The sequence below is a fragment of the Ahrensia kielensis DSM 5890 genome, from assembly GCF_000374465.1.
Taxonomy (GTDB): Bacteria; Pseudomonadota; Alphaproteobacteria; order Rhizobiales; family Rhizobiaceae; genus Ahrensia; species Ahrensia kielensis.
Genome location: NZ_KB894533.1, coordinates 88,135 through 110,820, shown reverse-complemented (window position 1 = coordinate 110,820; position 22,686 = coordinate 88,135). Strand labels below are relative to the sequence as shown.

Sequence of the window (22,686 nt, the reverse complement as noted above, 5' to 3'; positions counted from 1 at the left end):
AAATCTTTGTCCATTGCCTTTTAAGGGATGGTCATTAATCGGAGACAAAAATGAATATTGAACAATACTCGGAACGCGTGCGCGGTTTCATTCAAAGCGCACAAACTTACGCATTAGGTGAAAGCCACCAACAGTTTACGCCTGAACATCTACTAAAAGTTTTGGTTGATGACACCGATGGCATGGCTTCTTCTCTCATTGACCGCGCTGGCGGCGACAGCAAACAAGTTCGCTTGGGCGTTGAAACTGCGCTTGGCGCATTACCAAAAGTCGAAGGTGGCAATGGTCAACTTTACATGGCTGCCCCGTTGGCAAAGGTTTTCAAAACCGCCGAAGAAGTTGCGAAAAAATCTGGCGATAGCTTTGTTACTGTCGAGCGCCTTTTGCTTGCATTGGCGATGGAAAAATCTGCCAAATCAGCCGACATACTTAAAAAATCGGGCGTAACCCCCAACGGGCTAAATTCAGCAATTAACGACATTCGCAAAGGCCGCACCGCTGATAGCGCAAGTGCTGAAAGTGGTTATGATGCGTTGAAAAAATATGCCCGCGATCTAACCGCTGATGCGCGTGACGGCAAACTAGACCCTGTTATTGGCCGCGACGATGAAATCCGCCGCACTATGCAGGTCTTATCTCGCCGCACAAAAAACAACCCTGTGCTTATCGGTGAACCTGGCGTTGGTAAAACAGCGATTGCGGAAGGCTTAGCGCTGCGTATCGTTGATGGCGACGTGCCTGAAAGCCTACGCAATAAGAAATTGATGGCGCTTGATATGGGTTCATTGATTGCTGGCGCTAAATATCGCGGTGAATTTGAAGAACGCTTAAAAGCAGTCCTCAATGAAGTGCAGTCAGAAGCTGGCGAAATAATTCTATTCATTGATGAAATGCACACCCTTGTGGGTGCTGGTAAGGCAGATGGCGCAATGGATGCGTCGAACCTGCTTAAACCTGCATTGGCGCGCGGAGAGCTTCACTGCGTTGGTGCAACTACACTTGATGAATACCGCAAACATGTCGAAAAAGACGCTGCGCTTGCACGTCGCTTCCAGCCGGTTTTTGTTAATGAGCCTGCTGTGGAAGACACCATTTCCATCCTGCGCGGTTTGAAAGAAAAATACGAGCAGCACCACAAGGTGCGCGTTTCAGACTCAGCACTGGTCGCAGCAGCAACATTGTCAAACCGCTATATTGCAGATCGCTTTTTGCCAGATAAAGCCATCGATCTGGTCGATGAGGCAGCATCGCGCTTGCGTATGCAGGTTGATTCCAAACCTGAAGCGCTCGATGAAATTGATCGCCGCATCATGCAGCTTAAAATCGAGCGTGAAGCGTTGCGCGTTGAAAAAGATGCCGCCTCAAAGGACCGTCTTGAAAAGCTGGAAGAAGAACTTGCTGATCTTGAAGACAGATCAGCTGAGATCACCACAACATGGCAGTCTGAAAAAGCAAAGCTTGGCGCTGCCGCTGATTTAAAGCGACAGCTTGAAGAAGCACGCAATGAGCTTGCGATAGCACAGCGTACAGGTGAATTTCAGCGTGCTGGTGAGCTGACCTATGGCAAAATCCCTGACCTAGAAGCCAAGCTTGCGGAAGCAGAAAAGCAAGGGGAAAATGCAGAAGGCGGTTCCTTGATGGAAGAAACCGTTACGCCAGACCATATCGCGCATATTGTATCGCGGTGGACCGGTGTTCCTGTTGATAAAATGCTTGAGGGCGAGCGCGACAAACTACTGCGCATGGAAGACGAGATAGCCAAACGCGTCGTCGGCCAAGGTGAAGCGGTGCAAGCGGTTTCCAAGGCGGTGCGCCGTGCGCGTGCCGGTCTGCAAGATCCAAACCGCCCGATCGGCTCATTCATCTTTCTTGGACCAACAGGCGTTGGTAAAACAGAGCTAACAAAAGCGCTGGCAAACTTCTTGTTTGATGATGAGCAGGCAATGGTGCGCATCGACATGTCCGAATTTATGGAGAAACATGCCGTATCACGCTTGATCGGCGCGCCTCCTGGCTATGTCGGCTATGATGAAGGCGGACTTTTAACGGAAGCGGTTCGCCGCAGACCTTATCAAGTTGTGCTTTTTGACGAGATTGAAAAAGCCCACCCCGATGTCTTCAACGTGTTGTTGCAAGTTCTGGATGACGGCCGTCTTACCGATGGTCAAGGCCGTACCGTTGACTTCAAGAACACGCTGATTATCATGACATCCAATCTGGGGTCTGAATTCCTTGTCAATCTGACAGAAGATCAGGATGTGGATTTGGTCAGGGACGATGTGATGAATGTGCTACGCGGTGCGTTCAGACCTGAGTTCTTGAACCGTGTGGACGAAACAATCCTATTCCACCGCCTCAAACGGGAAAATATGGGCCAGATCGTCAACATTCAGTTGAAGCGTTTGGAAGCACTTTTGGCAGATCGCAAGATCACCTTGAACTTGGATCAAAAAGCCCGCGATTGGCTTGCCGCCAAAGGATATGATCCGGCCTATGGTGCACGTCCGCTTAAGCGCGTGATTCAAAAATACGTACAAGATCCACTTGCCGAGAAAATTCTAGGTGGGGAGATTTTGGATGGGTCTACCGTCAATGTGCTTGAGGGGTCAGACCGATTAAATTTTAAAGCAATTAAATCGGTAAGCGATCAAGCTGCTTAAAATTAAGATATTGATGGCTGCTGCTTAAACTTGAGCGGCGGCCATTTTATCGTCGTAATCCAGTGCCTTAAAGCGCCCTAGGGGACACAGGTGGAACCGGACCGTAAATCAAACATTATCGGTTAGGGACAAAATAACTAGGGGTTATCAAACGTGTCTGCACGCCATTATAAAGTTTCAACGCGCTCCATTTTGATCGCTTCAGCAGCAGCTTTTGTCGCCAGTGCTGCGTTGGCTCAGCAATCAACGCGCTTTCCAAACGGACAGGCTATTCCGCTTGCAGGCATTGGCATTGCCATTGACGAGGCAGGACGCAAGATAACCTATGATCTCGACACAGAAGAAATCATCAGTATCGAAATTCCGCGCAGCGGCCAAATAATCACAAATATTCCAGAAGATTCTTCCCGAAGGATCGCTGCACCGCAGCGTGTCGAACGTGCACCGCTTGGCCAGCCAGAATCATCTGATTTTGCAACGGCAACACCCGAGTTCGATGAGCAGGTACCTGAAGACCCTAATTTCGGCCGTGAGCAACTGCCTGAAGACGGCACCATGCAAAGCGTCGTGCCACCAATGGAAAATGATCCATTTGCACAGCCGCAAAGAGTTGAGCCCGAACCAACCGACGAAACACAGACGGCGGCCATTGTAAAACCAGACAACCCAAATCTTAATACGAAGCCTGAGTTTACAGCCAAGCTTCAAATTCTGCTTGATCGTCTTGGGCTATCTCCAGGTGTTATTGATGGGCGAAATGGGTCGAACGTGCGAAAGGCGATGACCGCTCTTTCGATAAAATATAACCGCGACCTATCATCATTATCGCCCGAAGAATTAGATGCGGAATTAGAATCCACAGGCGGTCCAGCATTCTTGACCTATACAATCACACCGGAAGACACGAACGGACCTTTCGTCAGTGCAATTCCGGTTGATTATGCAGAAAAAGCCAAACTACCAGAAATGTCATACACATCGGCATTGGAAGCATTGGCTGAAAAATTTCATATGGATGAAAACTATATGAAGAAACTCAATCCGGGCGTGGATTTCTCACGCGCGGGAACAACCATCCAAGTGGCCAATACTGGCGAAAAAATTAAAATAAAAATATTCCGTATCGAAGCTGATAAGGGCGCGGAACAAGTGCGCGCTTATGATGAGCAAGGCAATCTGGTGGTCGCTTACCCTGCAACGATTGGCTCCACAGCAACACCATCTCCCTCAGGAACCGTGACAATTGAACGGATCGCGCTTGATCCAAATTACACCTACAATCCGAAGATCAACTTCACCCAAGGCGAGAATAAAAGCGTGCTGACCATTCCGCCTGGCCCTAACGGCCCCGTGGGCAATGTCTGGCTTGCACTTTCTAAGCCAACCTACGGCATTCACGGAACGCCAGATCCTTCAAAGATTGGTAAATCCAACTCACATGGCTGCGTGCGCCTAACAAATTGGGATGCTCAGGAATTAGCAGGCATGGTTTCCAGAGGCGTGACCGTTGAATTCCTCGATTAATCAGACATTGTTTGCCAATGACACGCGATCAATCTAACCAAAAAACTGCAGCGCGAATTCGGCCTCAATCAAGATTGAATTGACTTAGCCGAGCACACATTCCAAATCACAAACCACACCTTTATTGATATCGGGGCAATCTTGCGTTTCATACTATTTGCATTCATTTTACTGGCTCAAGCAGCACAGGCAGCAGCTCAAAACCTGCCTGCGACAAGTGAAGAATTTGACCAGATTAAAATCGGCGGCGCGCAGCTTTATAAACCGGCAAAGCCCTTCCGCGATCAACGCATCATAACGCTGCAAATCATAATGGACCGCGCAGGCTTTTCGCCCGGTGTGATCGACGGTTTAGACACCAAGCGTTTTCACATGCAATTAAGAGCGTTTAAAACAGCGCATAATTATGATTTCAAATTGAACGACCAGCAAGCCGTAGCGCAACTTTTAGCGCAAAGCGGCGGTGACGCATTTGTTGATTATGAAATTACAGCCAAAGATTTGAGCTATAAATTCACACCCGATATTCCAGAGCGTTATGTCGATCAGGCCTCTATGCACCGTATTGATTTCACATCTGCACAAGAGATGTTTGCTGAACGCTTTCATATGGATGAACAATATCTCATCGAGTTAAATGAAGCCAAAGATTTCTCAAAAGCTGGAGAAACGATCAAGACCGCTGCCTTTGGCAAATATTTGCAAAAGCGCATCGCGCGTATTGAGGCTGACAAGAAGAACCTTCAAGTGCGGGGTTATGATTCAAAAGGCAACATCGTTGCAACCTACCCCGCTTCAATCGGCTCCACAGTAACGCCCTCGCCAACAGGAACCCACACGGTACGTAACAAGGCTCAAAACCCTGCATACACCTATGATCCAAACGGTTCGGCGCAGCCTGGCCAATCAAAAGGTTTAGTATTGTTGCCGCCAGGACCAAACGGTCCGGTGGGTGATGCTTGGATTGGCTTGTCGAAAAAAACATATGGCATTCACGGAACACCTGATCCGTCCAATATTGGCGTAACAGCCAGTGTGGGCTGTGTGCGCCTGACAAATTGGGATGCGCTGGAACTTGCGCGCCTTGTAAACCGCGGCGTGCAAGTAACCTTTATTGAATGAAGGTAAGGTTCGCATTTGCATTGCATCGTCGTCGCGATTACATTGCACTGCACAATTAAAAATAGGCGGGGGAAAAATGACTGTAATTAAGAAAATTGGTGTTATCGGCGCAGGTCAGATGGGCGCAGGCATTGCGCAGGTTTCTGCTGCTGCAGGCTATAGCGTCGTGCTCAGCGATATTTCCTTGGACAATGCAAAAGCTGCAATCGAAAAGATTGATGCAGCAACGGCCAAGCTTGTTGCAAACGACAAAATAAATGCCGCAAGCCGTCAAACAATCCTTGCAAACATGACAGCTGCTGGCGATCTTTCAGCGCTTGGCGATTGCGATCTGGTCATTGAAGCAGCAAGTGAAGTCGAAGCTGTAAAAAAAGCTATTTTTAAAGAGCTTTGCCCGCTGCTAAAGCCTGAGGCATTGCTGGCTTCCAATACATCATCCATCTCTATTACCCGTCTTGCTTCTTCGACAGACAGACCAGAGCAGTTCATGGGCATACATTTCATGAACCCAGTGCCACGCATGAAACTTGTGGAGCTTATTCGCGGTATTGCAACTGCTGAAACAACATTTAAAGCTGCCAATGCATACGCCATCGACCTCGGCAAAACGGTAACAACATCCGAAGATTTTCCCGGCTTCATCGTCAATCGTATTTTGATGCCAATGATCAACGAAGCGATTTATACGCTTTATGAAGGTGTCGGCACAGTCGAATCGATTGATACCGGTCTGAAGCTCGGTGCGAACCATCCGATGGGTCCATTAGAGCTCGCCGATTTCATTGGCCTCGATACATGCCTGTCGATCATGCAGGTGCTGTATGAAGGACTTTCAGATTCTAAATACCGCCCATGCCCGCTTCTCGTGAAATATGTCGAAGCTGGGTGGTTAGGCCGTAAAACAAAACGCGGATTTTACGATTATCGCGGCGAAACACCGGTTCCAACACGCTAGGTCAGAACCGGTATCATCTGATAGATCAATAAAGCGGAGAGATTGAGCGCGGCGATACATCGCCGCGAACAGGCATATTAGGTCCGAGTGTTCTGATTTGCTGGGCTATGCGCTTGCGCAATGGTAGCTGACCAGCTGTCCGTTGTTCAAACGACGAATGTATCATGTCCAGTGAGTCGACTGTAAGTGGGCTTGCCATGGTTTTTCCTTTGCAGTGCAAACACCTCCCAGAATCAAGATACCCAAAGATTGTGTTCTTTCAATGAAAAATTGTGCGCTGCAGCATTATTCTATCGTATAGGCCTGCGGCGATTGATTTGACTGGATGAATTTTGCGGATTAAATAGAATTCGTGGTGATTTGGCCGGTCGGCTTGCAGCCACGTAAAATAATTCGCTAAAGGGCCGTTGCTGAGAAGCCGGTTTCAAGCGTTTTCAAATCGGTTTTAATCAGCGAGAACACCATGCCAATTCGTATTCCAAATGCCCTTCCAGCCAAAGAAGTTCTGGTTAAAGAAGGCGTCATGGTGATGGATGAGACAACGGCATCGCGCCAGGATATTCGTCCGCTTCAAATCGCGCTCCTCAACCTGATGCCAAACAAAATTAAAACAGAGACGCAGATTGCACGTTTGATTGGTTCAAGCCCGTTGCAAGTGGATTTGACATTGGTGCGCATCGGCAATCATGTGGCAAAAAACACCTCTGAAGATCATTTGCTTTCATTTTACAACACTTGGGAAGAGATCAAGGACCGTAAATTTGACGGGTTTATCATCACGGGTGCACCGATTGAAAAGCTCCCCTTCGAGGATGTTAGTTATTGGTCTGAATTACAGCAAATTCTGGATTGGACGACCACCCATGTGCATTCCAGCTTTTTCATTTGCTGGGGCGCAATGGCTGCTATCAACCATTACCATGATATTCCAAAACATACGCTCGATAAAAAGGCGTTCGGTGTATATCGCCACAAAAACCTAAATCCAGCTTCGCCTTATCTGTCTGGTTTTTCCGATGATTTTTCGATTTCAGTGTCACGCTGGACAGAAGTTAGGCGCGGCGATGTGCCAGCAGATAGCGGTCTCGAAATACTCATGGAATCGCCGGATACTGGTCTGTGTCTCCTACATGAGCAATTTGCAAACCGGCTCTATATTTTCAATCATATCGAATATGATTCAACGTCCTTGTCCGATGAGTATTTCCGCGATCAGGAAAATGGAACACCCGTTGATTTGCCCGCAAATTACTTTCCAAACGATGACCCTAAGAACACGCCGCAAAACCGCTGGCGCAGTCATGCCTTCTTATTGTTTGGCAACTGGATAAACCAAGTTTATCAGACAACTCAATTCGACCTCAATGATATTGGGAAAGATCGAACATGAGCAGCGAAATTATAATCCGCAGCATACAAAGCGCAGACTTTGACGCTTGGAAAGCCATGTGGACCAAATATCTTGAGTTCTATAAATCGAGCGTTCAGCCGGAAGTCTATCAATCAACATTCAGCCGCTTTTTTGAGCAAGGTGAATTTGAACCCAATTGTTTTGTCGCCCTACAGGACGGCCAGATGGTTGGCCTCGTTCATTTCATGTATCATCGGCACAATTGGCATGTTGCCAACACCTGTTACTTGCAAGATCTATATGCAGATGAAAATCGGCGCGGCACAGGCATCGGTCGCAAACTCATTGAGGCTGTCTATGAACAAGCCGACAAAGATGGCGCCGTGTCAGTTTATTGGAACACACAGGATTTCAACACTGAAGCACGCAAACTTTACGACCGAATTGCTAAGTTGACGCCATTCGTCAAGTATCAACGCTGATACAGGGCTTTACCCTTGGCGCGCAACGTCATAATCACTATGTGACGTTGAAACGGCGAGGAAAATATGACGAACGCACCGACCAAAGACGATGTGCAAAGCGCATTGGCAAAGATTAAGCTTCCCGATGGTACAGCACTGGGCGGATCAACGAACCTTTCGGACATTTTTATCGCTGATGGAAAAGTGTTTTTTTCCATCTCATGCGATGCAGCAGAGGCGCAAAAGTTTGAAGCTGTCCGCATTGCCGCCGAAGAGGCAGTAAAAGCGCTGCCTGGAGCTACTGGCGCAATGGTTGCGCTGACAGCGGAAAAGAAAGCCGGATCACCAAATCCTGCGCCCAAGCCAGCTCCAACGACCGCACCACAGCCAAAACCGCAAGCAGGCCCACAAAATTCCCCTAAAGCAGGTGTCGAAGGCGTCAAGCAAATCATTGCCGTTGCTTCCGGCAAAGGCGGCGTGGGTAAATCGACCACCGCGATCAATATTGCCCTTGGCCTTCAATCTCTCGGGCTGAAAGTCGGCGTATTGGACGCTGATATTTACGGCCCGTCGCTTCCGCGTTTGCTTGGCATTACGCACAAGCCAGAAACAATTGATGGGCGCATATTAAAGCCGATTGAAAAATTTGGTCTACAAGTCATGTCGATTGGCTTTTTGGTCGAAGAAGATACACCGATGATTTGGCGTGGGCCAATGGTGATGTCAGCGCTCACACAAATGCTGCGTGAAGTTGCATGGACTGACCTTGACGTGCTTGTTGTGGACATGCCGCCCGGCACAGGCGACGCTCAACTCACAATGGCGCAGCAAGTACCGCTTGCTGGCGCCGTGATCGTTTCCACACCGCAAGACTTGTCGCTTATCGATGCGCGCAAGGGCCTAAACATGTTCCGTAAGGTTGATGTTCCTGTGCTCGGTATCGTTGAAAATATGAGCTACTTCATCGCACCGGATACGCAGGCGCGCTACGATATTTTTGGCCATGGCGGCGCAAAGGCAGAAGCGATCAAACTCGGCTTGCCGTTCCTTGGCGAAGTTCCCCTCGTCATGAAAATCCGCGAGCTATCAGATGCCGGAACACCGATTACAGTAGAAGAGCCAGATGGCCCGCACGCTGCGGTTTATAAGGACATCGCTAAAGCGGTCTATGCGCAGATGAGTGATGGTGCAGGAAAACGCGCAGCGCCCAATATAGTGTTCGAATAAATCTACATATAAAAACGGCGACCCATCGGTCGCCGTTTTTAGTTTCAGTGTTATCGTCGCCGTTCAGGTATTAAACCTTGCGGTGCAAAGCGCAGCACCAGCAACATAATAACCCCCATCGCCATAAGACGAATATGAGCGGCACTATCCAGCAGATGCAGGCGCAGTGGATTGCTCTCATCCATTGAAGAGGTGATCAAATCCATAAACCACAGCCCGATTGGCTCGGCTTCAACCCAGAAGAACCAGATAATAAAACCACCCAGCACAGCGCCCCAATTATTACCGGAGCCGCCGACAATAACCATTGCCCAGATTAGAAACGTAAAGCGCAGCGGCTGATAGGCGCCCGGCGTAAACTGCCCGTCAATCGTCGTCAGCATAGCGCCGGCAATCCCGACGACCGCAGAACCAAGAATAAACACTTGAAGGTGGCGTCCCTTCACGTCTTTACCCATTGCCTCTGCCGCTGTTTCATTATCGCGGATAGCACGCATCATGCGGCCCCATGGAGAGCGCAGAGCAGTCTCTGAGAGATAGAGTACAATCAGCAGCACAATGGCGAAAAGACCAGCATAGCTAAGCTTCACAACCATTGATGATAATTCAATAATTGACATGCCCCAGTCGGCCGCCAAATCCTGAAAATAGACAGATTGCTGAATATCAACTTCATAAGGCACAGGACGCGGCAAACCGACAACGTTTTTCACACCGCGTGTGAGCCAGTCTTCGTTCTTCAACATCGCAATGATGATCTCGGAAATACCAAGCGTCGCAATCGCCAAATAGTCAGAGCGAAGACCAAGTGAAATCTTGCCAACAATCCACGCAGCACCAGCAGCAAACACACCGCCAATGAGCCATGCAAAAACAATAGGCATGCCCGCACCACCAAGAAATCCGGTAGCAGCAGGATCAACCGCTTCAATCGCATCGGCAGCAGGGTCTAAAAATGCGCGCGTCGCAAAGTAGCCAGCAACGGCAACTAGCGCGATCAACACACGGCGTTTCGTGCCGCGCATATCATAGTAACACCAAACAATGATGCCGATAGTAAGCGCAGCAATGAGCAAGCCAACAAGCAGATTGCCGCCGCCAGCAGACCAAGCTGCAGCAACAGGCGGCGATGAAACCAGTACAGCTGCCAAACCGCCCAATGCGGCAAAACCCATCACACCCACATTGAGAAGGCCAGCATATCCCCATTGAATATTCACGCCCAGCGACATGATTGCAGAGATAATACATAGGTTAAGAATAGCGAGCGATAGCGACCAGCTTTGCATCTGACCGACAACCACAAACAACATTGCTGTAGCGGCAAACAAACCGATATTACGATAGTTGATGCTCATATTGTTTGCCCCTTAAATATGCCTGTTGGCCGAACAAGCAGAACAACGACAAGAATGGCAAATGACACAGCAAACTTGTAATCGGTCGATAGTAGCTGAATCAAACCATCCGGCACCCAATCACCCGGCGTTAAATAGCCAATGACTTTCTTATAGGCGAATGTCACAGCGATTTCTGAAAACGCGATAATAAAACCACCAACAACAGCACCAATGGGGCTGCCCAAACCGCCAACAATAGCGGAGGCGAAAATTGGCAGTAGCAATTGCAAATAGATGAACGGTTTGAAGGTCTTATCCATGCCATACATCGTACCGGCAATCGTCGCCAAACTAGCCGCAAGAACCCAAGCAATGACAACGACCTTCTCAGGGTTCACACCCGATAGAAGCGCAAGATTTTCATTGTCAGAATAAGCGCGCATCGATTTGCCGGTCTTGGTTTTATTTAAAAACCAGAACAAGGCCGCCACACATAGGATCGCCACCACAATGGAAATGCCCTGCGTTGTGCGAAAAGCAATGCCTTCAGCAAGACCTGACCACTTTTTAAAATCGCCAGCCGTAAAGATGAACCGTGCGCCATCAGCAACATTTTGGTCATCAGGGCCAATCACAAAACGGATCAGACCATTATAGAAAAACATCACAGCCAATGAGCCGATTAGAAAAATAACTGGCGGTGATTTTTGTTTGCGGTAGAACTTATAAACAAGCCTGTCTGTTCCGAGCGCCAACAATACAGCAACGAGAATACCGACCGGCATAGCAATAAGGGCTGTCGGCAAAAATCCGCCCGAAATACCTGCACTTTGTAACAACCACATAACCAAGATTGTTGTCATTGTGCCAAAGGCCATCAATTCACCATGGGCAAAATTTGAAAACCGTAACACGCCATAAATGAGCGTCACACCAAGCGCACCAAGCGCGAGTTGAGAGCCATAAGCCAGAGCTGGAATGACAAGAAAATTTAAGAGAACCGCAAGTGCGTTTAGAATATCCATATTACCCACCCAAAAACGCTTTGCGCACGTCAGGATCTGCAAGCAGCGCTTCACCTGTATCCGTGTAGAGATTTTTACCTTGAGCCAAAACATAACCCTTATCGGCAATGTTGAGCGCCTGTTTTGCATTCTGTTCAACCATCAAAATTGCAATGCCAGTACGGGCAATTTCAATAATGCGGTCAAACAACTCGTCCATAACAATGGGAGAAACACCCGCTGTTGGCTCATCCAACATCAGCACTTTGGGCTGCGTCATCAAAGCACGGCCCACGGCCACCTGTTGACGCTGACCACCGGATAATTCGCCAGCAGGTTGGTTTCGCTTTTCTTTTAAAATTGGAAAGAGATCGAAAACCTGTGCCAGCGTACCGGAAAAATCATCGTTGCGAATAAACGCGCCCATTTCCAAATTTTCTTCAACCGACATGGACGTGAAAACATTATGGGTCTGCGGCACAAAGCCCATACCTTTTTGAACACGGGCTTGCGGCGTAAGCGCTGTAATGTCTTCGCCGTCCATCGTCACTTGGCCTTCGCGAATGTTCAACATACCGAACACTGCTTTCATTGCCGTGGATTTACCTGCGCCATTCGGCCCAACCACAACAGCAATCTCACCCTGTTCAACACCGATTGTGCAATCATGCAAAATATCAGTGCTGCCATAACCACCGGTCATGTTTTTTCCGAGAAGAAAACTCATGCGCTCACCTCTTTGGCTGGCTTGTTTTTAAGACCAGTGCCCAAATAAGCTTCGATGACTTCTTCATTGTTTTTGATTTCTTCTGCTGTTCCTTCAGCAAGAACGCTGCCTTCCGCCATACAGATTACAGGGTCGCAAAGGCGCGAAATAAACTCCATATCGTGCTCAATCATGCAGAACGTATAACCACGCTCTTTATTAAGGCGCAAAATAGCATCGCCTATTGTCGCCAATAATGTGCGGTTCACACCGGCGCCAACCTCATCCAAAAAGACGATTTTTGCATCAACCATCATGGTTCGGCCAAGCTCTAAAAGCTTCTTTTGACCGCCAGAAAGATTGCCCGCCAACTCATCAGCCACATGGCTGATTTCCAAAAACTCGATAACATCATTGGCTTTGTTGCGAATTTCTTCTTCTTCGCGTTTTACAATGCCGGGCTTTGTCCAAGCCTTGATGAGGCTTTCGCCTGATTGGCGCGGTGGCACCATCATCAGGTTTTCGCGCACTGTCAGTGTTGAAAACTCATGCGCTATCTGGAAAGTGCGCAATAAACCTTGAGCAAAAAGTTCATGCGGGCTGAGACCGGTAATGTCCTGCCCATCAAGCAATACGCGACCAGAGGTGGGCTTGAGCGCACCGGCAATCACATTAAAAAGAGTTGTTTTGCCAGCACCATTGGGACCAATGAGCCCCGTAATTGAACCGGTCTTGATGGTCAGTGACGCGCCGTTTACCGCGCGAATACCGCCAAAATGCTTATGAATATTCTCTACAACGATCACGAAAGCGCTCCCCACAACAATGCGCTAGATATAAGAAATGCCCAGGCTTTCACCCGGGCAATCCAATGTATTCAAAATACGCTTAACGGTATTTTTCAGTTGTGATTTTTTCGCCATCAACAAGGATCTGACGGAAGCTACCGCCGCTTTCACCGTTGCCGATAAACTCAACCGCTGTTGCGCCAACATAATCAACTTCGCCGCCTGCAGCTAGAATTTCAAGCGCCTTACCAATTTCACCTGGAAGAATTTTTTCGCCCGGTGCGTTAGCAACATCCATGACCTTGTCTTTGAAATCTGCAGAATTAGCAGATTTTGCAGCCTGCATTGCAAGCAAGATCAAAGCAGCAGCATCATAAGATTCAGCTGCGTAGGTATCAGTTTTAACGCCGGCATCTGTTGCAAGCTTCTGGAACAAATCTGCGCCTTCGCTCTCAGAACCTGCGATTGTACCGTAAGAGCCGTTCAAAGGTGCGCCGATTGCTGCTGGCAAAGAATCGCCAACCATACCGTCTGGCAATACGAATGTTTCAAATGCACCAGCATCCAAAGCACCCTGAATGACGCCTTTACCACCTTGGTCAAGATAACCAGCAACGATCAAAACATCGCCGCCGGCCTGTGCCAAAGCACCAACTTCAGCAGAGTAGTCGCCTTTACCGTCTTCATGGGCAGCTGAGATAGTAATTGTGCCGCCTTTTGCTTCAAAAGCAGCCTGAATGCTATCAGAAAGGCCTTTGCCGTAATCGTTGTTTGTGTATGTCAACGCAGCAGATTTAACGCCTTTTTCGATCAAAACATCCGCCAAAACATCACCCTGACGGGCGTCAGATGGCGATGTACGGAAGAAAAGGCCATCATCTTCAGCATCCGAAAGCGCTGGAGATGTTGCAGATGGTGAAATCATAACGATACCGTTTGCACGTGCAACGTTTTGAAGGATAGCACCAGTAACGCCTGAACAGTCAGCGCCCATAATCGCCGTCACGCCTTCGGCAGTAATCAAGCGCTCTGCAGCCGCAGAAGCAGCAGCTGAATCGATACATGTTGAGTCAGCGCGAACAGACATAACTTCAGCGCCGTCGAGGAACTTGCCGCTGTCTGTTGCTTCTTTCATTGCAAGCTCTGCGCTTGCAGCCATTGTTGGTGTTAGCGATTCAATCGGACCAGTAAAGCCGAGGATAACGCCGATTTTAATCGGTGAATGCGATGCTGAAATCGCAGCAGATGTCATTAGAGTTGTTGCAGCAAGTGCCGCCAAAATCTTTTTCATAAATAGTCTCCCAATATACAAGCGTTTAACAACAAAGAGCGGCTTGCTCGCCCAAATCCTTCCAACCAAGTTGCCACTTTTTTCTCATACGCTCCATTTCAATCGAAACGCATTTCGTGTGGCAGCTAGAATTAGTATACAATATTTTTATTACATTTAATCAACACAGAAAAATGCAATTGCATAAAAATCTAAACCATAGTCCGACATATGCAAAGTGCTACTACGGGATTCGGTAAACGGCAAGAGCGCAATAAGAGCGCCCATTTCAAAACAACAAACCCCGCTTAGGTTAAAAAGCAGGGTTTATTATTGATGCCAAAAATGTATTTTAAAGCTTAAGTAGAAACGGGCTGACCTGCTTGTATAGCAAGGTTTTGCTGGGCTCTCTTACTCAATATAAGAACAGTAACAACAAGCACAGCACCGACAATATTAGCCGCCCAATTAAGCGGCCAATAGCTGCCGATCGCACCTAAAATTATAAGCCCATATAACATTGGATTAAGCGGGCCCTCCGCATAGCGCTGTATAAGTACATTCGTCGCATAAATGCCAAATAGTGCAAAAAAGCCTATTTGCAAAATTTCAGGCAAGGTGCCAGAAATGAGCGGCGTGTATGCAAACATCAACGGAACGATGTAGAGACCTTTTGCTATTTTCCAGCTTTCAAAACCTGTTGCCATCGGTTTCGAGCCCGCAATTCCCGCGGCTGTAAACGCAGCCAGACATACCGGCGGCGTGACATTACTATCCTGACTAAGCCAGAAGATAATCAGGTGTGCAGTCAATAAAAATGATGCTTGAACAGTTGGATCAACCAATAATGGCCGAACAGTAATCGCCAGTTCAAACGGCATCGCTGCCATCAGTGCAACAGCTTCTTCGCGCAGCATACCGCCAGCAACTTTTGCAACATGTGGACTATCGACCAACATGAACATGGCTGACTTTGCAGGATCAGAAATGCCTTGCGTAAGCTGGTCAATGATAATGCTGTCAGCAAGAATACCAGCCAGCGCAGGCGCTGTCAGAATGGCCAAGATGATATAGGCGGCTGTAACTGGCAAACCCATACCTAAAACCAGTGAAGCAAGACCAATGAGCAAAATGGCAATCACCAAGGAGCCGCCAGACCACTGCGCGATCATCAAAGAAAAGCCGTTGCCGATACCGCTCGTTACAATCGCATTATTCATAATGCCGATGGAGACAAGAAGAATACCTGTCATGATCGATGAGCGGATACCGATCAACAGCGCTTCTGAAATTTTAGCAGGCCCCATATGAACCGGCTCAAAATTAGAACGGCCGAATAAGCGTGATGCCAAAGATGTAAACCAAGACACGACTACCAGTGATGCGATTGCCCAGCAGGCAGCATAGCTCGGCGTAACGCCAGTCATCAGCATGAAAATCATAACGCCAAGCGGCAAGATGAATGCTAACCCACCGGACAATAATTTTGCGCGGTTCACAACAAGATCAACACCATCGCCAATCTGATGCTTTACCGCTTCAATACGCACGATAAAGGCAACAGACAGAAAGTATAAAAACGCTGGGATGATCGAGACAGAAACAATCGTCGCATAAGGAATGGACGTATAACTTGCCATAACGAAAGCCCCTGCCCCCATGATAGGCGGCATAAGCTGTCCGCCCGTCGATGCTGCCGCCTCAACTCCGGCTGCAAATTGCGGACGAAACCCATTGGACTTCATAAGCGGAATAGTGATCACGCCCGTTGAAGCTGTATTGGCAATAGCAGAACCAGAGATCGTTCCCGTCAGTGCCGATGAAAGCACCGCAACAAATGCCGCGCCGCCGCGAATGCGTCCGGCAACAACTTTCGATAATTCGATCACAAAATCGCTTGCGCCAGATGCAACCAAGAAACCGCCAAAGATCATAAACAGAGTAATGTTAGTTGATGAAATATCAGCCAAAATGCCGAACATGCCTTCATCATTATACATGGTTCTGAAAAGCACATCGTTCATCGGAAGGCTTGCCGCACGAAATACGCCCGGCAAATAGCCTCCAAGAAATAGAATGTAGCTCAACGAGACAATGATCAAAATGGGAATGACCCAGCCAGATACGCGGCGCGAAAGGTCAAGCGCTGCAAATATCAATAATAATCCAGCGGCCCAATCAACAATGTTGAATTGCCATGACTGCCCCGTCACAGCCAATGTGCGCTCGTAAATACCATTTTCGGCGCCAGCCACCCAAAGCGCGGCACAAGCGACCAGAAGCCCGTATGTGAAATCTAAAAGAACCGCCCATTTTTTTTCGGCATATTTGCCAAATGGACTAAGTGTAACAGATGCCAAAAACGCAAAACCTGCAAAGTGAATGGCGTTTTGCCATTTTCCAGGCTCGTTGAGATAAATATTGGTCGCGATGTGCCAAAGTGCGAACAATACCGCAAAACCAACGACAGCATAACGCAATATGTTTTTATCGTTGTTCTCGACCGTCAGCCAGCTTTCGCGGCCATGAAGAGCGACAATAGGCTCTTGAACATCAGTTGGAATTGTTTGGCTCATCACCGCCACCACTTTCTAGATTGCAAGTGCTTTTAAAAAGGCGGAGTAAGATACCCCGCCTTTAGCTCTTCAATTTGATTTATTGAGCAATCAAGCGCTCTGGAATATCCAGACCGGCTTCTTTGTAATAACGCGCAGCGCCCGGGTGCAGCGGCAATGGCAAGCCAGCCAAAGCTTTTTCCAACGCCATATCCTTCGTCGCTGGATGGATCGCAGTCAGAAAACCAAGGTTCTCATACAATGTCTTCGTAAGCTGATAGACGTGCTCTTCATCAACACTATCATTCACCGCTAAGAAGTTCGGCTGAGCGATTGTATTGATATCTTCTTCCTGACCTGGATAAGCACCTGCAGGAATTGTAAATGGCACCCAAAGCTCGCGCCCACCGTCCATTTTCGCAAGCTCTTCTTCTGTCACATCAAGAACAGTAAACTTACCTTCATTCGACGCCATCAGTTTTGTAATCGCACCCGTCGGCGTTCCTGATGGAATACCGGCAACAACAACCTGACCATTGGACATTGCGTCCGCAGTCGGACCGTACCCTGCATAAACAAGCTCAAAGTCTTTTTCGACATCAATACCAAGGCCAGAAAGAAGCACAGCATTTGATTCAAGCGTGCCGGAGTTCTGACTGCCCATACCAGCGCTCATACCCTTAAGCGCAACAATATCACTCACTGTGCCAGTAGGTGCCTTATCGACGGGAACAACGAATTGTTCAACATTTTGCCAAAGCATTGATACAGAGCGAAGGCCTGTTTGTGGTTCCGTAATCGGACCTGTTCCCTGCGCGGCATAAGAGCCATAAAGACCCTGCAAAATAGCAAAATCAGCCGTACCTGAACCCATCGCCTGAATATTTGCGCCTGAACCAGCTGAATTGACGGCGGTCAAACTAAACTTTTCTGTCGGCAATAGTTTGATTTTAGTCAGTGTTGAAATGGCTGTTCCAACCGGATGGTAGGTACCGCCCGTTGAAGCAGTGTTTAATACATAATCTTTAGTATCTTGGGCCATTGCAACACCAGCAGAAACGGCAATTGCAACACCAGCAAGAATTGCTGTGATCGATTTCATGAATTTTCCTCCAAAAGAAAGCTTATCCCAAAGCTTAACCACTGATAGCGGTCGCATCAGGCTACAGCTATGAAGAAAAATGCGCAAATGCTTGATAAAGCCTGCGGAAATCCGCAGGGCTACATTTTCTCTAAAATATCGTTTTTGTTGAGCCCAAGCTTCACAATCTTCTCATTGAGCGTTCGCCGCCCAATACCAAGAATATGTGCTGCTTCATCCATTTTACCATCACATGACTTAATCGCTCTGGCGATCAATTGAGATTCAAATGCCGCCACAGCTTCGCGCAAAGTATCCGGATAGGTTTCGCCGCCTTCAACAACGCCGGACAAAGCAGATGCAAAAGAACCGCCGCCGCGCCGTGCCATCAAGACACGCCGCTCGCACGCATTGCGCAATTCGCGCACATTGCCCGGCCAATCATGGCTCATCAGTGCTGAAAAATCTTCCGCCGTGCTCACGGGCACGTCGATTTCATAACTATTGGCGAAATGATTGAGGAAGTGCGTATAGAGCAACGAGATATCATCGCCGCGCGTGCGCAGCGGCGGCAAATTGATCATCACCGTGTTTAATCTGAAAAACAAATCTTGGCGAAATTCCCCGTTAGCAACAGCGCTTTCCAGTTTTTCATTTGCAGCAGAAATAATTCTGAAGTCAGATTTTTTAGCTTCGGTTGAGCCAACAGGCGTGAACTCTTTCGTCTCAATAACACGCAGCAATTTGGGTTGAAGCGATAGAGGAATTGCGCCCAGCTCATCAAAAAACAATGTGCCGCCATTGGCACGGTCAAGATAGCCCGGTGTGCCGTCAGCCAACCCAAAAAACGCCTCTTCAAACTGCGCTGGCGCCAAAGCCACACAGTTCAGCGTAATAAAAGGCTCGGATGCCCGCCCGCCCAAATCGTGCAGGCCGTGCGCAACAAGCTCCTTTCCCGTACCTGTTTCACCAGTAATCAGCACGTTGCTGTCTAAATGGCTAAGATCAAAAACATCATTGCGAAGCCGCTGTATCGGTTCAGACTCTCCAATAAGTATTTTATCAAGGCCAGAGAGCTTAGACAGCCGATCCTTAAGGCGGTCATTATTCAGCGTCAGATGGTTCAGTTTAGCAGCATTACTCAACACACCCAGCAAGCGCCGCGGATCAAATGGCTTTTCTAAAAACGTGTAAGCACCATCTTGCACGGCAGACACAGCCATCGAAATATCGCCATGCGCTGACATGAGAACGATGGGAACTTTTGAAATCGGCTGGAGAGCTTTCTGCAATTCCAAGCCGCTCATATTCGGCATGCGCACATCACATAAAATGACATCAAATTGTTGTTGGCGAAGTTTTTCCAAAGCCTGCTGCGCGCTAGAAATTACCTCAACTTGAAATCCGCCAGAGGTAAGTAAATCCTTCAGGGAGTTACGCATCTCACGGTCATCATCAATAACCAGAATATTACTTTTAAGTATCATGGATTATCGCTCGCAATAATTTGAGGCAGATAGATAGAAAAGATAGAGCCGCCATCGGGCAAGTTTTCTGCGGTCATGTGGCCATTATGGTCTTTGACAATCTCTGCGGATATAGAAAGCCCAAGCCCCATTCCTGTGCCAGATGCCCGCGTAGTGTGGAACGGTTCCTGCAACTCATCAATCTTCTTTATACCAATCCCATGACCGGTATCACTCACTGAAACAACCACTTCTTGCTCGCTGATTTGCGCTCGTATTTTCAAAGTCTTTCTATCGGCATCATCCATAGCCGCAATACTGTTCTGAATGAGGTTCACAACAACCTGTTCCAACCGCAACCTATTGCCAAAGACCAAAGCTTGGCGGGCATCTAATGCGCTATCAATATCAATTCCAGCGGCAATAATATCGTGCTCGACCAGCGCCATAGCGCCGTCAATAACATCGCTGATTTCAAATTGTTCAAATTTTTCCATTCCAGGCTTGATGAAAAGCCGCAGCTGCTTGGTCAAATTATCCATCCGGTCAATAACACCGGAAAAATTTTGAAGCGTCGCCTTGGACGTAATGTGACCGCTAATTTCCGCCGCAGCAAGATAGTTTCTAAGCGCTGAAATCGGTTGCCCTAACTCATGTGTAACCGATGCGGATAGTTGGCCAAGCGCTGCCAATTTACTGGATTGCGACAACTCCTTTTGCGCATTACGCAACTCTTTGTTGGCGATAATCAGCTTGTTCCGGTCCGATTGAGAAACAGCAAATGCCTGACGAATACGTTCAGAGCGAAGAAACACCGCGAACACCAAGAGCAACACAACAAAAATACTAAAGACCCCTGCGGCAAGTGCTGCGCGTTCATATATGCGCCGCTCATCTTGGAAGAAATGTACTTCCCACCCAAGCCGATCAGCAGGACTTTTTACATGGATAAAACGCTCGTCGCCAATATAGGCGGCGTAAGGATCCGTCTTTTTCCAATCCAGCAAATCAAGCGGTTGGTTGCCAAATTGGCGCTTGTTCATAATGTTAATGCGCTGCTCTGGCGTAAGCGCCACCAAAGTTTTGTAAAGCCATTCTGAATGCGAGGTCAAAACGATAATACCGGAATCGTTTGCTACAAAAATCTTCTCGCCTGCATCAACCCACGCGCGCTCCAAACCACTCATATCCAGCTTAATCACAATAGCGGCGAACGGCCGACCATTCGCGTCGACAATCGGCTCTGAGATGAAATAACCCGGCCTGCCGGTTGTTGTGCCAACGCCAAAAAACTCACCCGTCTGGCCCCGCATTGCGTTCATATAATAGGGACGAAACGCATAATTTTGCCCAACGAAGGAGCTTGCCGTTCCAAAATTTGATGCCGCAATCGCTGTGCCAAAACTATCGAGCAAATAGACCGCCTCTAACTTTGCCTTTTTTGCAAAGCCGCGCAGTCTTACATTGAGTTGATCAAGCGCGAACCCTTTTGCGCCAGCAATCACTTGCGCATCACGCGCCAACACATATGGCAAATGCTGGAACCGCTCCAAGCCATCACTCAATGACTTTTCATACAGAGACAGTCGGTTGCGCGCCTCCTGTATTTCGATGGAACGAAAATAGGAAACAGCCGCTAAAAAAAGAAGCGTCGTGGCAGCAATGACCGCCACAATTAAAGTGTAATAAACACTCCTCCGCGCTCTTTGCGCAATCTGTATATCTGGCCCAAGAGGCTCGCTCACATCTCACCTATTACTGATCTTCGTGAAAGACAGTAAGTGAGTATTTTGATGGCCATGTAAACACAGGCGCTCTTATCTGCGATAACAATCCCTGCGGTTTTCCGCAGACTAAAGGCGAGATAGCAGACGTCACGGACTGTTTTAACAATCAAAAAAATCATTGAACATGGTTGGACATTTTACCCGCCGTTCCTATCTATTACGGGTAATTGCAACACATAAAACAACAACAATAATAAGCAAAATCCCATCCCCTGCGCTGTATTGCAAAAATCCAGAAATACAGCCAGTAAAAGAAAGATACTTTAAGTGACCCAATCCAACACCATCAACCGCCGTTATGTTTTAGCAAACAGACCCAAAGGTGAGCCTAACGAAGACACATTACGCCTTGAGACGTCTGAGATCCCTACCCCTGCAAAAAATCAGATGTTGCTACGTAACGTATTTTTATCGCTCGACCCTTATATGCGCGGACGCATGAGCGATGCACCATCCTATGCAGCACCGGTAGAGATTGGCGGCGTCATGGTCGGCGGCACAGTCGCACAAGTCGTCAGCTCTAACATTGAAGCTTATTCTGAAGGTGACTGGGTCGTCGCTTTCGGCGGCTGGCAAGACTATGCGCTTTCCGATGGCACTGGCGTGATCAACATGGGAAAAGACCCACAAAACCCATCTTGGGCACTTGGCGTATTGGGCATGCCAGGCATCACCGCTTGGGCTGGATTAACACAGATCGGCACGCCTAAAGCTGGTGAAACACTCGTTGTCGCTGGCGCAAGCGGCCCTGTGGGGGCGACCGTTGGTCAGATCGGAAAAATTCTCGGCTTGCGCGTTGTGGGCATTGCCGGCGGTTCTGAAAAGTGCAGCTATGTAACAGACACGCTCGGCTTTGATGCTTGTATTGATTACAAAGCATCAAGCTTTGCCGATGATCTAAAGCAGGCCGTACCAGACGGCATCGACATCTATTTTGAGAATGTTGGCGGTGACGTTTTCGACGCCGTGCTGCCACTACTCAACACACGTGCACGTATTCCACTTTGCGGTCTAATTTCCCAATATAATGCGACTTCACTGCCTGATGGTCCAGATCGTATGAACTATCTCATGGGCCAAATTTTGCGCAAACGCATTACAATGCGCGGCTTTATTGTCTTTGATGATTTTGGACACCTATATCCAGAATTCTCAAAACAGATGACGGGCTGGGTTAAAGAAGGAAAAATCAAATACCGCGAAGAAATGATCGATGGTTTGGAGCAGGCACCATCCGCATTTATTGGTCTTTTGCGCGGTGAGGCTTTCGGCAAACGCGTCATTAAGATTGCTAATTAAATTTAGCCATTCAAACTCATGCTGGGGCATCCCTCCAGCATGAGAGCAACGTACCAAAGCCCCTCACTCCGCCTCAATAGATTGACT

General features: G+C 48.1%; 18 protein-coding genes and 1 riboswitch. Of the genes, 8 read left to right on the top strand and 10 right to left on the bottom strand.

Annotated features, from left to right (window positions below; genetic code table 11):
• Positions 1 to 50 precede the first annotated feature (50 nt).
• The 4 genes from clpB to C504_RS0115365 all read left to right on the top strand — a co-directional run bounded on the left by clpB (position 51) and on the right by C504_RS0115365 (position 6,261).
• Positions 51 to 2,660, top strand: a complete 2,610-nt coding sequence (clpB, locus tag C504_RS0115380; protein ID WP_018690260.1) for an ATP-dependent chaperone ClpB — start codon at positions 51 to 53, stop codon at positions 2,658 to 2,660.
• Between the two features lie 153 nt (positions 2,661 to 2,813).
• Complete coding sequence (locus C504_RS0115375) at positions 2,814 to 4,184, top strand: L,D-transpeptidase (protein ID WP_018690259.1); 1,371 nt, start codon at positions 2,814 to 2,816, stop codon at positions 4,182 to 4,184.
• Between the two features lie 141 nt (positions 4,185 to 4,325).
• The gene (locus tag C504_RS18070; protein WP_018690258.1) at positions 4,326 to 5,306 is read left to right on the top strand and encodes a L,D-transpeptidase; all 981 of its coding nucleotides are present in this window, start codon (positions 4,326 to 4,328) and stop codon (positions 5,304 to 5,306) included.
• A 76-nt stretch (positions 5,307 to 5,382) separates the two neighbouring features.
• Entirely contained in the window at positions 5,383 to 6,261 is an 879-nt protein-coding gene (locus C504_RS0115365) for a 3-hydroxybutyryl-CoA dehydrogenase (RefSeq protein WP_018690257.1), read from the top strand.
• Between the two features lie 25 nt (positions 6,262 to 6,286).
• Here the strand turns inward: C504_RS0115365 and C504_RS18810 are convergent, their stop codons facing one another.
• Entirely contained in the window at positions 6,287 to 6,460 is a 174-nt protein-coding gene (locus C504_RS18810; RefSeq protein WP_018690256.1) for a hypothetical protein, read from the bottom strand.
• A 143-nt stretch (positions 6,461 to 6,603) separates the two neighbouring features.
• Positions 6,604 to 6,681, top strand: a riboswitch (SAM riboswitch).
• Between the two features lie 43 nt (positions 6,682 to 6,724).
• On the opposite strand from C504_RS18810, the gene metA reads away from it, so the two are divergent.
• The 3 genes from metA to C504_RS0115345 all read left to right on the top strand — a co-directional run bounded on the left by metA (position 6,725) and on the right by C504_RS0115345 (position 9,303).
• Entirely contained in the window at positions 6,725 to 7,651 is a 927-nt protein-coding gene (gene metA, locus C504_RS0115355) for a homoserine O-acetyltransferase MetA (RefSeq protein ID WP_018690255.1), read from the top strand.
• A complete protein-coding gene (locus C504_RS0115350; RefSeq protein WP_018690254.1) occupies positions 7,648 to 8,094 on the top strand; it encodes a GNAT family N-acetyltransferase in 447 nt (148 codons plus the stop codon). The genes metA and C504_RS0115350 overlap by 4 nt, the downstream gene beginning before the upstream one ends.
• 66 nt (positions 8,095 to 8,160) lie before the next feature.
• Complete coding sequence (locus C504_RS0115345; protein ID WP_018690253.1) at positions 8,161 to 9,303, top strand: Mrp/NBP35 family ATP-binding protein; 1,143 nt, start codon at positions 8,161 to 8,163, stop codon at positions 9,301 to 9,303.
• Between the two features lie 50 nt (positions 9,304 to 9,353).
• Here C504_RS0115345 and C504_RS0115340 read toward each other — a convergent pair whose 3' ends face one another.
• The 9 genes from C504_RS0115340 to C504_RS18065 all read right to left on the bottom strand — a co-directional run bounded on the left by C504_RS0115340 (position 9,354) and on the right by C504_RS18065 (position 21,258).
• Positions 9,354 to 10,661 carry a branched-chain amino acid ABC transporter permease gene (locus C504_RS0115340; protein WP_018690252.1) on the bottom strand — a complete coding sequence of 436 codons (1,308 nt, stop codon included), beginning with the start codon at positions 10,659 to 10,661 and terminating at the stop codon, positions 9,354 to 9,356.
• Positions 10,658 to 11,668: a branched-chain amino acid ABC transporter permease gene (locus C504_RS0115335; RefSeq protein ID WP_018690251.1), complete on the bottom strand. Its 1,011-nt coding sequence runs from the start codon at positions 11,666 to 11,668 to the stop codon at positions 10,658 to 10,660. The genes C504_RS0115340 and C504_RS0115335 overlap by 4 nt, the downstream gene beginning before the upstream one ends.
• A 1-nt stretch (position 11,669) precedes the next feature.
• Positions 11,670 to 12,374 carry an ABC transporter ATP-binding protein gene (locus C504_RS0115330; protein ID WP_018690250.1) on the bottom strand — a complete coding sequence of 235 codons (705 nt, stop codon included), beginning with the start codon at positions 12,372 to 12,374 and terminating at the stop codon, positions 11,670 to 11,672.
• Positions 12,371 to 13,159 (bottom strand): ABC transporter ATP-binding protein, encoded by a 789-nt coding sequence (locus tag C504_RS0115325; RefSeq protein WP_018690249.1) that lies wholly within the window; start codon positions 13,157 to 13,159, stop codon positions 12,371 to 12,373. Before C504_RS0115325 ends, C504_RS0115330 begins: the two co-directional genes overlap by 4 nt.
• A gap of 82 nt (positions 13,160 to 13,241) precedes the next feature.
• Positions 13,242 to 14,432, bottom strand: a complete 1,191-nt coding sequence (locus C504_RS0115320; protein ID WP_018690248.1) for an ABC transporter substrate-binding protein — start codon at positions 14,430 to 14,432, stop codon at positions 13,242 to 13,244.
• Between the two features lie 338 nt (positions 14,433 to 14,770).
• A complete protein-coding gene (locus C504_RS0115315; RefSeq protein ID WP_018690247.1) occupies positions 14,771 to 16,987 on the bottom strand; it encodes a TRAP transporter permease in 2,217 nt (738 codons plus the stop codon).
• A 79-nt stretch (positions 16,988 to 17,066) separates the two neighbouring features.
• The gene (locus C504_RS0115310) at positions 17,067 to 18,068 is read right to left on the bottom strand and encodes a TAXI family TRAP transporter solute-binding subunit (RefSeq protein WP_018690246.1); all 1,002 of its coding nucleotides are present in this window, start codon (positions 18,066 to 18,068) and stop codon (positions 17,067 to 17,069) included.
• A gap of 119 nt (positions 18,069 to 18,187) precedes the next feature.
• Positions 18,188 to 19,534, bottom strand: coding sequence for a sigma-54-dependent transcriptional regulator (locus tag C504_RS0115305; protein ID WP_018690245.1), 1,347 nt, complete (start codon positions 19,532 to 19,534; stop codon positions 18,188 to 18,190).
• The gene (locus tag C504_RS18065; RefSeq protein ID WP_083923207.1) at positions 19,531 to 21,258 is read right to left on the bottom strand and encodes a sensor histidine kinase; all 1,728 of its coding nucleotides are present in this window, start codon (positions 21,256 to 21,258) and stop codon (positions 19,531 to 19,533) included. The genes C504_RS0115305 and C504_RS18065 overlap by 4 nt, the downstream gene beginning before the upstream one ends.
• A 309-nt stretch (positions 21,259 to 21,567) precedes the next feature.
• Here C504_RS18065 and C504_RS0115295 point away from each other — a divergent pair, with 309 nt between their 5' ends.
• Positions 21,568 to 22,599 carry an NADP-dependent oxidoreductase gene (locus C504_RS0115295; protein WP_026317562.1) on the top strand — a complete coding sequence of 344 codons (1,032 nt, stop codon included), beginning with the start codon at positions 21,568 to 21,570 and terminating at the stop codon, positions 22,597 to 22,599.
• Positions 22,600 to 22,686 lie beyond the last annotated feature (87 nt).